Annotated in this window: 18 protein-coding genes and 1 pseudogene; 7 read left to right on the forward strand and 12 right to left on the reverse strand. The window is 60.0% G+C overall.

Annotated features, from left to right (window positions below):
* Positions 1 to 20: 20 nt before the first annotated feature.
* The 11 genes and pseudogenes from flgH to BD293_RS09695 form a co-directional block, all read right to left on the reverse strand.
* On the reverse strand, positions 21 to 731 hold the full coding sequence (gene flgH / locus BD293_RS09645) for a flagellar basal body L-ring protein FlgH (protein ID WP_142084474.1): 711 nt from the start codon (positions 729 to 731) through the stop codon (positions 21 to 23).
* A 68-nt stretch (positions 732 to 799) separates the two neighbouring features.
* A protein-coding gene (locus BD293_RS09650; protein WP_142084373.1) for an IS630 family transposase occupies positions 800 to 1,947 on the reverse strand; the annotation gives its coding sequence in 2 pieces (ribosomal slippage) (positions 800 to 1,500 and positions 1,500 to 1,947; 1,149 coding nt in all).
* Positions 1,948 to 2,026: 79 nt separating this feature from the next.
* Positions 2,027 to 2,467 (reverse strand): flagellar basal body P-ring formation chaperone FlgA, encoded by a 441-nt coding sequence (gene flgA / locus BD293_RS09655; protein WP_142081213.1) that lies wholly within the window; start codon positions 2,465 to 2,467, stop codon positions 2,027 to 2,029.
* On the reverse strand, positions 2,467 to 3,252 hold the full coding sequence (gene flgG / locus BD293_RS09660) for a flagellar basal-body rod protein FlgG (protein WP_142081215.1): 786 nt from the start codon (positions 3,250 to 3,252) through the stop codon (positions 2,467 to 2,469). Before flgG ends, flgA begins: the two co-directional genes overlap by 1 nt.
* A gap of 17 nt (positions 3,253 to 3,269) precedes the next feature.
* On the reverse strand, positions 3,270 to 3,641 hold the full coding sequence (locus tag BD293_RS09665) for a flagellar basal body rod C-terminal domain-containing protein (protein ID WP_246086262.1): 372 nt from the start codon (positions 3,639 to 3,641) through the stop codon (positions 3,270 to 3,272).
* Positions 3,642 to 3,675: 34 nt separating this feature from the next.
* On the reverse strand, positions 3,676 to 4,959 hold the full coding sequence (locus BD293_RS09670; protein WP_142079747.1) for an IS4 family transposase: 1,284 nt from the start codon (positions 4,957 to 4,959) through the stop codon (positions 3,676 to 3,678).
* A gap of 185 nt (positions 4,960 to 5,144) precedes the next feature.
* A pseudogene (locus tag BD293_RS09675) lies at positions 5,145 to 5,471 on the reverse strand (flagellar hook-basal body complex protein); the annotation flags it as partial.
* A gap of 2 nt (positions 5,472 to 5,473) precedes the next feature.
* Positions 5,474 to 5,740, reverse strand: a complete 267-nt coding sequence (locus BD293_RS09680) for a flagellar biosynthetic protein FliQ (protein ID WP_142081220.1) — start codon at positions 5,738 to 5,740, stop codon at positions 5,474 to 5,476.
* A 3-nt stretch (positions 5,741 to 5,743) separates the two neighbouring features.
* Positions 5,744 to 6,040: a flagellar hook-basal body complex protein FliE gene (gene fliE / locus BD293_RS09685; protein WP_142081222.1), complete on the reverse strand. Its 297-nt coding sequence runs from the start codon at positions 6,038 to 6,040 to the stop codon at positions 5,744 to 5,746.
* Positions 6,041 to 6,062: 22 nt separating this feature from the next.
* The gene (gene flgC / locus BD293_RS09690) at positions 6,063 to 6,455 is read right to left on the reverse strand and encodes a flagellar basal body rod protein FlgC (protein WP_142081224.1); all 393 of its coding nucleotides are present in this window, start codon (positions 6,453 to 6,455) and stop codon (positions 6,063 to 6,065) included.
* A gap of 14 nt (positions 6,456 to 6,469) precedes the next feature.
* Positions 6,470 to 6,850 (reverse strand): FlgB family protein, encoded by a 381-nt coding sequence (locus BD293_RS09695; protein WP_142081226.1) that lies wholly within the window; start codon positions 6,848 to 6,850, stop codon positions 6,470 to 6,472.
* Positions 6,851 to 6,948: 98 nt separating this feature from the next.
* On the opposite strand from BD293_RS09695, the gene BD293_RS09700 reads away from it, so the two are divergent.
* From BD293_RS09700 to BD293_RS09730, 7 genes are all read left to right on the forward strand, one after another.
* Positions 6,949 to 8,301 (forward strand): FliI/YscN family ATPase, encoded by a 1,353-nt coding sequence (locus BD293_RS09700; RefSeq protein ID WP_142081228.1) that lies wholly within the window; start codon positions 6,949 to 6,951, stop codon positions 8,299 to 8,301.
* 66 nt (positions 8,302 to 8,367) lie between these two features.
* Positions 8,368 to 10,095, forward strand: coding sequence for a methionine--tRNA ligase (metG, locus tag BD293_RS09705; RefSeq protein ID WP_142081230.1), 1,728 nt, complete (start codon positions 8,368 to 8,370; stop codon positions 10,093 to 10,095).
* A 98-nt stretch (positions 10,096 to 10,193) separates the two neighbouring features.
* On the forward strand, positions 10,194 to 10,448 hold the full coding sequence (locus tag BD293_RS09710; protein WP_142081232.1) for a hypothetical protein: 255 nt from the start codon (positions 10,194 to 10,196) through the stop codon (positions 10,446 to 10,448).
* A gap of 157 nt (positions 10,449 to 10,605) precedes the next feature.
* The gene (locus tag BD293_RS09715) at positions 10,606 to 11,982 is read left to right on the forward strand and encodes an aminotransferase class III-fold pyridoxal phosphate-dependent enzyme (protein WP_142081235.1); all 1,377 of its coding nucleotides are present in this window, start codon (positions 10,606 to 10,608) and stop codon (positions 11,980 to 11,982) included.
* A gap of 64 nt (positions 11,983 to 12,046) precedes the next feature.
* On the forward strand, positions 12,047 to 13,228 hold the full coding sequence (locus BD293_RS09720; protein ID WP_142081236.1) for a M24 family metallopeptidase: 1,182 nt from the start codon (positions 12,047 to 12,049) through the stop codon (positions 13,226 to 13,228).
* A gap of 267 nt (positions 13,229 to 13,495) precedes the next feature.
* Positions 13,496 to 13,672: a DUF4169 family protein gene (locus BD293_RS09725; protein ID WP_142081238.1), complete on the forward strand. Its 177-nt coding sequence runs from the start codon at positions 13,496 to 13,498 to the stop codon at positions 13,670 to 13,672.
* The gene (locus BD293_RS09730; protein ID WP_142081240.1) at positions 13,669 to 13,893 is read left to right on the forward strand and encodes a ribbon-helix-helix domain-containing protein; all 225 of its coding nucleotides are present in this window, start codon (positions 13,669 to 13,671) and stop codon (positions 13,891 to 13,893) included. Before BD293_RS09725 ends, BD293_RS09730 begins: the two co-directional genes overlap by 4 nt.
* Positions 13,894 to 13,906: 13 nt before the next feature.
* Here the strand turns inward: BD293_RS09730 and BD293_RS09735 are convergent, their stop codons facing one another.
* Positions 13,907 to 14,257, reverse strand: coding sequence for a DUF6614 family protein (locus tag BD293_RS09735; protein WP_142081242.1), 351 nt, complete (start codon positions 14,255 to 14,257; stop codon positions 13,907 to 13,909).
* Positions 14,258 to 14,306: the final 49 nt, after the last annotated feature.

A 14,306-nucleotide genomic window follows, 5' to 3' on the forward strand; every position in this document is an offset into this window, starting at 1 on the left:
TTCAGAAAAAATCAAAGCTGTCAAATACCCCGAAGCGAGGCACTAGGTTGCTGCACATTGGAAATTACGCCTCGCCCGCCGTAAGAGATGCGCGCGCCTGCGATCTTGTCATAGGTGATTTCATTCTGCCGCGAGATATCTTCAGCGCGCACAAACCCCGTCACCAGCAATTCGCGCAATTCATGATTGACGCGCACTTCCTGACGCCCCTCAATCTTCATCACGCCATTAGGCAGCCGTTCCACAACTGTTGAGGCCACGCGCAGCGTCAGCTTCTCGTTGCGCCGAACCGTGCCAGAACCGGAAAAGCTGCTGGCGCTGTTGGTCTCTATTCCCGCGCCCAGTTGCAGACCACCGGGCAGGTTGCGATCAATCACTTGCGGCACGCCAAAGAACTGCGGCACCGCCATGCTGTTGGACCCGCTGCGCCCGTTCGAGGTATTGTTGGACATCTCTGCACTATCATTTATTTCGATAACGACGGTCATGATATCGCCCTGACGACTGGCGCGCCGGTCGCCCAGAAGCGATCTTTGTCCCGCCGACCAAAGCGACGCCTGATCTGTGCTGCGCAAAATTTCGGTCGTATCGGGCAAGGGCATTCTATAGAGCGCTGCATGCTCGACACTCGTTTCTGGCGGGGAGAAGGCAGGCGCGCGCCCGACTTCGCCCAAGGGCTGACAGGCAGCTAGGCCCCCTACGCAGCAGAGAAGTAAAAACAAACGCGGCATGTGGCCTGCGGGATGGGGCGGTGTAGCACTCAGGCAGGGTTTGGTCCTCATGCGCCTAGTCCTGCGATTCACTCGATTTGCGGATAAAGCCGGATAAGCTTTGTGCGCGCGTCTTGAGTTGTGAACTGCCAGTTGGTTTTGGCGCGTTGGGAGTTGCGATTTGTTGTCCATGCATCGACTTCGGCCTTCAGCATAGTTTTGTCCGGGATGCGCCGGGCCAGACATTGGCGAGCGAGGACGCTGAGTTCACATTCAGCGATGTTGAGCCAAGACCCATGTTTTGGCGTGTAGTGCCATTCGAACCGTTGTGCGATGCGGCGCGCTTGGGCAGGCGGGAAAGCCTCGTACAGCGATGCAGGGTTGTGGGTGTTCAGATTATCCTGCACGAGATCGATCTTTTCGGCATAGGGAAAGTGGAGATCAGCCAGATCGCGCAGGATATGGGCATAATCGATGGCAGTGCGTCGATCGCGTATCTCGACGTGGCGCCAGCCCTCCAGAGGAGCGAATAACATGAACAGGCTGGCGACACCTGCGCGTTCATATTCGTAGTCATGGCGCGCCTCGCGCCCTGGCTGCATGGGAATGGGTGTGCGGGTCTCACGGGTCAATTGTTTGCTGGTCTCGTCCAGACAAACCAGCGGACGGTTTTGATCGTGTGGACGGGTGTAGACGTCCAGCACATTCTCCATGGCCGCCACGAAACCAGCGTTGGCTTTGGGTGGGATTACCCAGTACCGGTTCCGGTGCGGTTTGAGCGCGTTTTTTTAAGCGTGCGTTGGATTGTGGTATCACTGGCCTGCTCAACAATGCCCAGTTCGACAACCCGCTTTTCCAACAACCTGAGTGTCCAGTGCGTATATTCTTCGGGTGGTTCGGAACAGGCAAGCGCGATCAGCTTGGCCTCGGCTTGCCCATCGAAGATCCGAGGTTGTGAAAGCGACGCTGGAACTTTGCGCGCTAAAGTCGCCTCAAGCCCTTCCTCCACAAGTTGGCGCCGGGTGCGGAAAACAGTCGAGAGACTGGTCTCTAATGCCTCGGCAATGCGCGCATCTTCCCATCCCGGGCCATCAGAGGACACATCCGCCTTCAGCAAAATCCGCGCCTTCAGCAGTCTGTAGGCGGCTTGCCGACCCGTTCTGATCATCCCTTCAAGGTGTTCACGCTCCTCTGTCGTCAGTCGAACTACATACTTCGGCTTGCACCCTCTTGTCATCATCTCACCCCCAGAAAGCTGCTACGCTCCACAGAGATTCAGAAAAAATCAAAGCTGTCAAATACCCCGAAGCGAGGCACTAGTTTCCCCCTATTGCGGGTGCGGAGGTGCCGACCGCGACCAGCCCGGCCGACGTGACCACCCCTTGAACCGACTGGCGCGATGCGAGGTTCATCACTGTCAGCGCATCCCCCAGACCGGCCCGCGCCAAGGCGCGCCCTTCTGACAGGATCATCAGCGGCCCTTGCCGGTAGACCATACGCACAATCTCATTGCGCTCAATCACAGCGGCGGGGCCAAGATCGGACAAGCGCACCGGGCGACCGGGATAGATGGCCACCCGCGCTTCCAGACCGATCACCTGATCGGGCGCGGTGGCAGCGCCCGGCACGCGCGCGCCATGCGCGACCACATCGCCAGAGGTTATGACATCGGTGGCACGGATCAGGCGCGTGGCGACAAGGCTGTCTGCCAGCGCCATCGGCGGGATGAGGATGAAAACCATCAAAAGCCATTTCATCAGCGAACCTGCGTTGTTGCGGCCATCATCTGATCGGCTGCTGTGATGACTTTGGAATTCAGCTCATACCCGCGTTGCGCCTTGATGAGTTCAGTCATCTCGCGCACCGGATCGACCGAGCTTTCCTCAAGGTACCCTTGTCGGAGCATGCCCAGCCCCTCTGTTCCCGGCGCGCCCATAAAGGCGGCACCAGAAGCGGCGGTTTCCACAAACAGGTTAGAGCCAATCGCCTCCAGCCCCTTTTCATTGGCAAATCCTGCAAGCGTCAGTTGCCCCAGCATTTGCGGCTGAATCTGGCCTGTGAAGTACCCATAAATCTCGCCCTGCGCATTGATCGAGAGCGATCGGGCATCGTTCGGGATGACAATTCCGGGCACGACCTCGAACCCGTCAGAGGTGACGATCAGCCCGTCTCCAGTGCGTTTCAGGCCGCCGTCGCGCGTGTAGCCCGCCTGACCATCGGGCAGCGTGACTTCAAGATAGCCCTTGCCTTCGATTGCAATATCAAGATCACCGCCTGTGGCCACAGAGGCACCTTGCTGGATCTGCATACTGACCGAAGAGGGGCGCACGCCAAGCCCTACCTGCACCCCTGTCGGCAGCACCGTGCCATCAGATGCGGAAATGGCCCCGGCACGTGCGAATTGCTGATAATGAAGATCCGCGAAATCTGTGCGCCTTGCGTTATAGCCGGTGGTGCTCATGTTTGCGAGGTTATTGGCAATGGTATCGACCCGCATTTGCTGGGCACTCATGCCGGTCGCGGCGATATGAAGCGATTTCATGTGTGTTTCCTTTATGCTCAGCGTCCAAGGGTCTGGATGACGGATTTGATGCGCTCATCCTCGCTGTCGAGCAGGCGCTGGCCGCCTTCATACGCGCGCTGCACTTCGATCATGCGGGTCAATTCCAGCATCGGGTCGACATTCGATTCCTCGACAAACCCTTGCAGCATGTTGGGGGCCTCGACTGGTTCGATTGCCCCATCGACCGCGAAAAGCGTACCGGCGGCGCGGCTCATCGTGACCGGATCGACGGGGCGGACTAATCCCACCTGCCCAAAGGGCTGGCCCTGTGCCGACAGGGTGCCATCGCGGGATATCTCGACGCTGCGCGCATCGGGCGGCACGAAGATTGCAGCGCCCCCTGCATCCAGCAGTCGATGGCCATCCATATTCACCAATTCCCCCGCTGCATTGCTAGGCGATTCACACATTTCTGAGTTTCCATCCGTGTGAGACGGATTTGAAGTATTGTAGGCCATGTCGGAATGTAATTGGACCTGGCGGTTTGGATTTTGGGTAGCCGTCCCATCCGCCGAGCTTGGCGATGATCCACGCGGCCCAGGCAAGTGTTTCCGGCGGGTGAGGGTTTTTCTGGAGCGCGGTCTTGCCTTCGAGTTCGGGCAGGAGAGCATGAAGGGTCTGGATTTCGGAGGATGAGAAGGCGATTTTGGCGTCTTGCCCGGACTTGCCATCGCGCGCCTGAACGAGTTGCATGATGGTGCAGGCCGCGCGGGCGGCAATCGCGGTCAGCTTGATCAACCGCTCGGCATTTTCCAGTTGGCTGTCCTCCAGTTGCAACCCCTGTTGCTTCAGGGTGCGGAAGAATTGTTCGATATGCCAGCGTTGCCGGTACCAGCTTACCGCGCGCCAGGCCATGTCCGCATCCTCGACCTTGTGAGTGGTCAAAAGCCGCCATGAGATGGGCTCGGCGCCCGGTGGCGCATTCACCTCGCTGACTTCGATCAGGCTGACCTCCACCGTCTCGGCCAGCCCCGGCTGTCTGGCCAGATTGGCAGGACGCTTGATCGTAACGGGGCCAAATCGGGCCTCAAGTCTGGCGGTGCGCGCCGGGCGCCCTGGGCGTGCGCGCATCGCCACTTGTGCCGTACCTGCCAATTTCAGCGGGGCAGAGGACAGCTTGCCGCCACCTTCCAGGATTGAGCGATCCGTCATGGCACGGGTCAGGATGTGAAAGCCCGGCTCCGGCAATCGTGCCCATTTCTCATAGATATCGCTCTCGCGATCGCCGATTTCAGTCACCATATGCGCCTGGGCCAGAACTGTCTTGGCAGCCTCTGCCGTGCTCAGCCACCGATGCGATTCCTTCTCGGACAGGGGGCGGGCCCGGTGGGGAACACTTACGCGGCCATCGCGTGTCCATATCCGGCCCGCGGCCAAACCCAGAATGCCACCCGTCTCGGCATCCACACCCAGCATCGCGTGGAGCAAAACACCGCGCCCAGACCCCTTGCCGATTGCACCCAGTCCGCGACTGCGCTCTTTGGTTGTCGAGAAATTGAAGTCGCTGCTGTCCTGAATCGCAAGAATATGCCGCCCCGCGCAGGCTTGCGAAAGCTCCGCTCCCCAGCCTTCAATCACCGCCTCAGCCGTCACGCGCGGATTGGCCAGAAAGCGCGAAAATCCGACAATCCCACTGCGGCGGCCACCCGCCAGACGCCGAAGACAGGTGCTCGTGCGCGCCACCATTGCTGCGAGCAGCAGACCCCCCTTTTTGCCAGGCGTTCGTCTCCGAAATCACCCAGCCTCCAGCCTTCCGAAGTCACCACAGACGCCCTCCCACTTTAGGTAGAGCGATCGAATCATGCGCAACAAAAACGGTCAAGTGCCGAAAACCGGAGCGCACAGCCAAAGATGTGTGCATCCCTTAGCGCTGCATTGGGGGTAAAGGTGCCCGCGCGCGTCAGGCGCGGGCCTTGCGGGGTTTCCAGTTGAAAATACCCCTCCCCCTCAATAGCCATGTCAAAGGTGCCATTCGTTTGTGACAGCGCACCTTGCAGCAGATAGGTGTGGCGGGTATTGCCCAAGGCCATCGAGAGCGAAGGTTCATGCCGCTCTGCTCTGACGACAAATTCCGAAAACACCATCCCCTCGCGCCGGTATCCGGCGGTTGTGGAATTGGCGATGTTGTTGGCGATGACCTGCATCTCGCGGCGCAAGCCCGACATGCGTGTCAGGGTGACATATCCTGCGTTATCCATGCTCAGGACCCCGCCATCAGGGGCACGATGTCGGCTTGGAAAAAGTCGACAAGCGTGGCGGTCATGAAACTCATCGACATCCAATAGACCGCAACAATCGCCGCCAGTTTGGGCACGAAAGTCAGGGTCATTTCCTGTATCGAGGTAAGCGCCTGAAACAGGCCCACCACGACCCCTGCCATCAATGCGGCAGTCAGGATCGGCATCGAGATCAGGGTCGCAACCCAAAGCCCCTGTCGCAGCGTGTCGAAAATGACGGATTCGTCCATGGCCTACACCGGCATCCGCAGGATTTCGAGATAGGCATCGACCACCTTGTCGCGCACGGTCACCGCCGTTTCGACCGCCAGTTCAGTCGCGGCCAGCGCCTCGACCAGTGCATGGGGGTCTGCGCGCAACATCATAGACTGAGTGGCTGTTGCCTCGGCCGTATGAAGGGTGCTGGCAAACTGGCCCAGTGCTGCGCCAAATCCCGCTTCGCTGCGCGTGGGTGGGACAGATGGCGCGGGGGCGGCGGCCATGCGTGCATGGTCATATGTCTTGGCCGCGATGGCAGAAAAAAGTGTCATGGTTTCAATCCTTTGGTGTCATTCAACGGCGCAACAGGTCCAGCAGGCCCTGCGCCATTTGTCTGGTCTGGTCAAAAACCCGCAAATTGGCATCATAGCTGCGACTGGCTTCGCGCGCGTCGGCAATCTCGATCATCAAATCGACCGTAGATCCGTCATAAAATCCGGTTTCATCCGCCAAAGCATGGCCGGGATCATAGATGCGCGGCAGGGCGCGCGGGTCGAGTTGCACTGGCCCGACGCTGACCTGCGTGGTGCCGCTGGCACGGTCAATCTCGGCGCGGAAATCGACAGTTTTGCGCCGGTAGCCGGGGGTATCGGCATTCGAGATATTTTCCGAGACATGGCGCAGGCGGCGGGCCTGTGCTTCCATCCCGGAGGCCGCGATCGAGAAGCTGCTGAACAGGTCTGACATAGTCCGCGCCCCTTTCAGCGGCCAAGTGCGGTGCGCAGAATGCCGCGCGCCGAACTGTAAACTGCAAGCGCCATGTCATGGCTTTGTCGGTTCTGGGCGGTGCGCACCATCTCGCGTTCCAATGAGACAGTGTTGCCATTTGGCGCGCGCGCAGGTGCAGTGCGGTCAATCACAGCGCTTAAGGTTTGGTGCTGCGCCCCGGCCCCCAGATGCCCCGGTCGTGTTGCCGACATGGGGCGGGCCTGTGCATGGACCTTGCCAAATTCCGGCAGATCGCGGGCGCGATAGCCCGGTGTGTCGGCCTGCGCGATATTCTCGGCAATCACCACTTGTCTGGCAGCGGCATGGCGCGCCATGCCCTGCGCCATGCGCATTACCTCTGGTATATCAAACATGAGGGCTTCTCCCGTCAAACTATACACCAGTCTTTAAGGCTGATTCGCTTAAGGATAGGTAACCACGCGAAAATTGAGTGCTTCAGGGGAACGCCACGATGAACGTATTTGACGATCTGCGCGCACAGGTTGCAGATTTGCGACCCGTGCGGCTGTTTGGGCGGATCAGCCGAATTGACGGGCAATTGATGGCCGTGCGCGGGCTGAATGATGCGGCACGGATCGGCGATTGGCTGGAAGTTGAGACGCGTGACGGCACAAGAATCGGCGCAGAAATCTTGCGCCTGACACAGGATGAGGCGCTTGCCCTGCCCAACGGGCCACGCGACGGGCTGGCCATTGGCGACCGGGCCGAGCATCGGGTTGCGCGCGGCATCGCCCCTGATGACAGTTGGGTCGGTCGCGTCATCGCCCCCTATGGGCAGCCACTGGATGGGCGCCCGCTGTTGCGCGGCCCGCAGATGCGTGCGCTGCACGGCGCGGCGCCCGACCCTGCCCGGCGGGGGCGGCTGGGCGCGCGGTTGGACACCGGCATGTGCGTGTTTGACACAATGCTGCCTGTGGTCGAAGGGCAGCGCATAGGGTTGTTTGCGGGCTCTGGTGTGGGCAAGACCATGCTGTTGGGCAATTTCGCGCGCCACATGCAGGCCGATGTTGTCGTCATCGCGCTGGTGGGGGAGCGGGGGCGCGAATTGCGCGAATTTCTGGAGGATGTGTTGGGTGCGGCTGGACTGGCGCGCGCTGTGGTCGTCACTGCCACTTCGGACCAGCCGCCGCTGACCCGCCGCCGCTGCGCGCCCGCCGCCATGTGCGTGGCCGAGCATTTCCGCGATCAGGGCAAGCAGGTCTTGCTGCTGACCGACAGTATCACCCGCATGGCCGAGGCGCATCGTGAAGTGGCGCTGGCCGGTGGAGAGGAGCCGAGTTTGCGCGGGTACCCCCCTTCGGTCGTGCATCAGATCACGGCACTGGCCGAACGCGCGGGGCCGGGATGTGACGGTGTGGGTGCGATCACCGCGATTTTCACGGTTCTGGTTGCGGGGTCCGACATGGAGGAACCCGTGGCCGACATCCTGCGCGGGGTGCTGGACGGGCATGTGGTGATGGACCGCGAAATCGCCGAGCGGGGGCGCTTTCCAGCAGTGGATGTGCTGCGCTCGGTCAGCCGGTCGCTGCCACATTGCGCGCGGCCCGAAGAGAACGCCCGTATCAGCGAGGCGCGCCGCCTGTTGGGCACCTATGACCGCGCCGAGATGATGATTCAGGCGGGCCTGTATGAAAAGGGCACCGACCCGCTGGTGGACCGCGCGATTCAGGTCTGGCCTCGCCTGGATGCCTTTGTGGGTGAAGCCGCGAAAGGCGGCATTACACAGTCATTTGCACGGCTGGCGCACTGTCTCGACCCCCCGCAACAGCCCCCTCCAAACGTCAAAGCGACAGGGCGACGGTGAAAACGGGTTTCCCATGGGCGTGAAATTACACTAAACGGGGGCAAATCCGCAAATCCGGGGAAACACATGGCGCGCATCCTGATCACTTCGGCCCTGCCGTATATCAATGGAATCAAGCATCTGGGCAATCTGGTGGGCAGTCAATTGCCTGCCGACCTCTATGCCCGCTACTGCCGCGCGCGCGGGCATGAGGTGATGTTCATCTGCGCCACAGACGAGCATGGCACGCCTGCGGAACTGGCTGCGGCCAAAGCAGGCAAGCCTGTCGCCGCCTATTGCACCGAAATGCACGAAGTGCAGGCGGAACTGGCGCGCGGGTTCAAACTGTCCTTCGACCATTTTGGCCGCTCGTCCAGCAGGCGCAACCACATCTTGACCCAGCATATGGCCGCCCGTCTGGCCGCCGCCGGACTGATCGAGGTTGTGTCGGAAAAGCAGGTCTATTCACATACTGATGGCCGCTTTCTGCCCGACCGCTACATCGAGGGCACCTGCCCGAATTGCGGGTATGAGCGCGCACGCGGCGATCAGTGCGAGAATTGCACCAAGCAACTGGACCCGACCGACCTGATCAATCCGCGCTCGGCTATTTCGGGGTCGACCGATCTGGAAGTGCGCGAAACCAAGCACCTGTTCTTGCGCCAATCTACCTTGCGCGACACGCTGGACATATGGATCGACAGCCAGCGCGGCTGGCCTGTTCTGACCACCTCGATTGCCAAGAAATGGCTGCATGATGGCGACGGTTTGCAAGACCGTGGCATCACGCGTGATCTGGATTGGGGCGTGCCCGTGCAATTTGACGGCGCACCGTGGCAAGGCATGGATGGCAAAGTGTTCTATGTCTGGTTCGACGCGCCCATCGAATATATCGCCGCTACGGCCGAATGGGCCGATGCGCATGGCCTTGATGACAGAGCATGGCAGCGCTGGTGGCGCGAGGATATGGGCGCGCAGGATGTGCGCTATGTGCAGTTCATGGGCAAGGATAATGTCCCGTTCCACACACTCAGCTTCCCTGCCACGCTGATGGGCGCGAATTTCGACAAGACCGAGCCGTGGAAAATGGTCGATTACATCAAATCCTTCAACTACCTGAATTATGATGGTGGCCAGTTCAGCACCTCGCTGGGGCGCGGTGTGTTCATGGATCAGGCGCTGTCGATCCTGCCCGCCGATTACTGGCGCTGGTGGCTGCTGTCACATGCACCCGAAAACAACGACAGCGAATTTACGTGGGAGAATTTTCAGACCTCGGTGAACAAGGATCTGGCTGATGTGCTGGGCAATCTGGTCAGCCGCGTGACGAAATTCTGCCGCTCGAAATTCGGCGAGGTGGTGCCAGAGGGCGGCAGTTTCGGCCCGCGTGAGGCGCAGCTTGTGGCTGATCTTGCAAAGGGTCTGGAAAACTACCAATCGGTCATGGACGGAATGGCGGTACGCCGCTCGGCACAGGAATTGCGCGCGCTCTGGGCCTTGGGCAACGAATATCTGCAAGAAGCCGCCCCTTGGACAAGGTTCAAGACCGACCCAGAGGGGGCAGCGGCGCAAATCCGGCTGGCGCTGAACCTGATCCGCTTTTATGCGGTGATCTCGCAGCCCTTCATCCCAGATGCCGCCGCGCGCACGATGGCCGCGATGAATTGCGAGGACTGGTCTTGGCCGGATGATGTGGCAACCGCGCTGAACACCCTGCCCGCAGGCCATGCGTTCGAGGTGCCAGAGGTCTTGTTTGCCAAGATTACAGATGAGCAGCGCGCCGAATGGGAAGCGCAATTCGCAGGACAAAGGTAGGGATCTGAAAGCGGGCCGGCAGGGGCACTCCCCCTACCGGCCCGTGTGATTTCAGGTTTGCTCTTTTCTTGCCCGCAGCGCTGCATTAGGCTGATCTCATGTTTACAATCGAGCATGATTTTGACGCCACCATCATCACCCTTGTGGATGAGGGCGCACCGCGTCCCGAAGCCTTGCGCGATGATGTAATTATCACCGCCTTTGAGGATTGTGTCACACTTCGCCAATTCGACCCCAGACGCGAGGATGATGTCGTCATCACCCTGTCGCTGTCGCAGTTGCGCGAACTTGCGGCAGCGCTTGACCTGCCCGAAGGCAGCTACCGTCTGAACCAGAAATCGGGCCGATCCTGACACCCTGCACATTATGCTGTGGTGCAGCAGAAGCTGTGTTTGACAATCCCCCCACCCCTCCGGCAGGGTGCGGATAAGACGAAGGCACGAATCGTGTCTCCGCACCACCGACATTTATAGAATGGTGCCTGCCAAAGGCGGCCAGAAAGGATGTGTCATGTTGACAAATGACCAGCTAAATCACTGGGACCGCGAGAATTTCCTGCACCCTTCCACACATTTTGGACAGCATGGGCGCGGCGAAAGCCCCACGCGCATCGTGACCACCGCGAAAGGCTGCTATATCGAGGACCGCGACGGCACCAAATTGCTGGATGCTTTTGCGGGTCTGTATTGCGTGAATGTCGGCTATGGCCGCACCGAGATTGCCGAAGCGATTTCCAAACAGGCGCATGAGCTTGCCTATTACCATTCCTATGTCGGTCACGGCACCGAAGCTTCGATCACGCTGGCGCATATGGTGGCCGAGCGCGCGCCCGCACATATGAACAAGGTCTATTTCGGCTTGGGCGGTTCGGATGCGAACGAAACCAATGTCAAGCTGGTGTGGTATATCCAGAATGTGCTGGGCCGTCCCGAGAAGCGCAAGATCATCTCGCGCTGGCGTGGCTATCACGGCTCTGGCCTGATCACCGGCTCGATGACAGGGCTGGTGCCGTTCCACAACAAATTCGGCCTGCCCATGTCGGAAGTGGTGCATACCGAAGCGCCCTATTATTTCCGCCGCGCCGACCCCGATATGTCGGAAGAAGCGTTTAGCGCGCATTGCGCCGCAAAACTGGAAGAGCTGATCGAGCGCGAAGGCGCCGATACGATTGGTGCCTTCATTGCCGAACCCCTGCTGGGCACTGGTGGTATTGTCCCCCCGCCCGCAGGCTATTGGGACGCAATCCAGCCTGTACTGAGAAAGCATGACATCCTGTTGATTACGGATGAGGTCGTCACCGGCTTTGGCCGGATGGGCACGATGATGGGGTCTACACATTACGGGATCACACCTGATATCATCACCATCGCCAAGGGTCTGACCTCTGCCTATGCGCCACTATCCGGCTCGATTGTCAGCGACGAGTTGTACAAGGTGCTGGAAGATGGCACCGACAAATTCGGCCCCTTCGGCCATGGCTGGACCTATTCGGCCCATCCCATTGGTGCGGCAGCGGGGGTAGCAAACCTGAAGCTGATTGATGAATTGGGGCTGGTTCAGAATGCGCGCGAAACGGGTGCCTATTTCCGCAACGCCATGGCGGCAGCGCTGAAAGATCATCGCTTCGTGGGCGATGCGCGCGGCGACGGGATGCTGGCGGCAGTGGAATTGCAGCGCGACCCCGGCGCACGCGTGGATTTCGACGCCTCGGAGAAGGTGACCGCGCAAGTGGTGGGCGAAATGGTCAAGCGCGGCGTGATCGCGCGTGCCATGCCGCAGGGCGAGATCATCGGCTTTGCGCCGCCCCTGTGCATGACGCCTGCCGAAGCCGACAAGGTGGTGGAAGTGACGCGCGACGCGCTCGACGCGGTCACAGGCACCCTGTAATGCAGCGGCCCCGCTTTGACAGCGGGGCCTTTTTCAACCGTCCTTTGCTGCGGAACATTGCGCCATGACCACCACCAACCCGAACTTTACCGATGCCGAATATGAAGGACGCATCACGCGCACCCGCGCAGAGATGGAAAAGCGCGGCATTGACCTGCTGGTCATCACCGACCCGTCCAATATGAACTGGATTTCTGGCTATGATGGCTGGTCGTTCTATGTGCATCAGGCCGTTTTGTTGCCAATGGAGGGCGAGCCTGTCTGGTGGGGGCGCGGCATTGATGAAGCAGGTGCGAAGCGCACAGTCTTCATGCGCCGCTCGGAAAGCATTGTGGCCTATGATGACAGTTATGTGCAAAACCCGCAAAAACACACGATGGAGGCGCTGGCCGCGCTGATCATCGACCGCGGCTGGAATACCGGCTGGATCGGCGTGGAGATGGACAATTACTATTACTCCGCCGCAGCACATCAGACGCTGGTCAACCACCTGCACGAAGCCCGCTTCGAGGATGCAACTGGGATGGTCAACTGGCAGCGCTTGATCAAGTCTGAATCCGAGCTGCTGTATATGCGCCGCGCCGCCCGGATCGTGGAGCGGATGCACCGCGTCATTCTGGAAGTGGCAGAACCAGGCATGGCCAAGAATATTTTGGTCGCCGAGATTGCCAAGGCCGGGATTGAAGGGGCGGACGGGCAATGGGGTGACTACCCGGCGATTGTGCCGATGGCCCCCTCGGGGCTGGATGCGACTGCTGCACATCTGACATGGGATGACCGGCCCATGCGCGCGGGCGAGGCGACGTTTTTCGAGATTGCAGGCGTGCACCGGCGCTACCACTGCCCCCAGTCACGCACCTTGTTTTTCGGTGCTGTCCCGGACCTCTATCGCCACGCGGAAGAGGCGGTTCTGGAGGCGACCGAAGCTGGGCTTGCGCAATGCTACCCCGGCGCGCGGGCCGAGGATGTCGCCAATTCCTTCAACGCCACATTGAACAAACGCGGTTTCGAGAAAGACAATCGCTGTGGCTACTCGATCGGGCTGAGCTATCCGCCCGACTGGGGCGAGCGCACCTTGTCCTTGCGGCGCGGCGATATGACCGAATTAAAGCCCGGCATGGTCATTCATTTCATGCCCGCCCTGTGGCTGGAAGATGGCGGGTTGGAGATTACCGAACCTGTGCTGGTTACCGAACAAGGCCCAGAACCTCTCTGTACAACACCGCGCGAGATTTTTGTGAAATAAAAGGGCGCCCTGCGGGCGGGAGCAGGCATGGCCTGCCCCCGTCCGCTGGCCACATTATGGGCGCGCTTTGCACGCCCATATGCATCTGGCAGGCGGGTCGCCTATGGGACAGGGATGTGCCTGTGGACATGTTGGCTTGAGTATTTTTAGCAAGAAAATGAAGATGTGCTGTGCCACCGGCATGCTTGCAGGACCCCTTGGTCCGGAAACAGAGCGTTGGCGCAGCTAGCAATTGTCCGCGTTGACAAACCGTTATACAGTTTGCACATGAGCAAGATAGTTAATCTCAGGACAACCCGCAAGCAAATGGCGCGCACGCAAAAGCAGCGCGCAGCGGATGCGAATGCAGCCCTTCATGGCCGGAGCAAAGCAGAGCGTTTGCGCGAGGCGCAGGAGGCTGAAAAACTGCGCGCGCATCTGGATGCGCATCGGCACGAGACATGAGCGCCCGTCCTGTCAAACATTCGCTGACATTGCGCGGGCATCGGACCTCTGTGTCATTAGAAGATGTGTTCTGGCGCGAATTTCGGCGCATTGCCGAGGCACGCGGCCAACCCCTCAACCAGCTTGCTGCCGAAATTGACGCGGCGCGCGGCGATATTGGTCTGGCTTCTGCGATTCGGGTGTTCGTGCTGGAAGACGCGCTGGACCGCGCGACGGGCTGAACGGGGCGGCCCGTCAGATCAATGCAAGGCATTCCGCCTGAACCGGATCAGGGAAACTGCGGTAAAGGCCCACTTCAAACCGGTCAATCATGCCGTGCATCTGGTCATAGGCGCGGGCGGCACTGTCATCCTGCCCGCCCAGATGTACAAAGGCCAGATCGAGTTGTGCCAGATCCAGCAGATCAATGCTCAGCAGGAAATCCCCGAAGCCCGGCCCCGCCAGATGCAGCTTGCGGCGTTGCAGGTGCCAACCCGAAATCTTGCCTGCATCCTTTAGCCCCGTGAACCAATGGTTCACCGCATGGGCAAATGCGAGCGCATTGGCGTTGGGTTTAAGATCAATCATACAGTGATAAGTTGTCATCATACCCTCGAAGTTGAGAGCGATGATATTGGCACGAAAACCCTGACAA

Origin of the sequence: Roseinatronobacter monicus, assembly GCF_006716865.1 — a bacterium.
Lineage (GTDB): Bacteria > Pseudomonadota > Alphaproteobacteria > Rhodobacterales > Rhodobacteraceae > Roseinatronobacter > Roseinatronobacter monicus.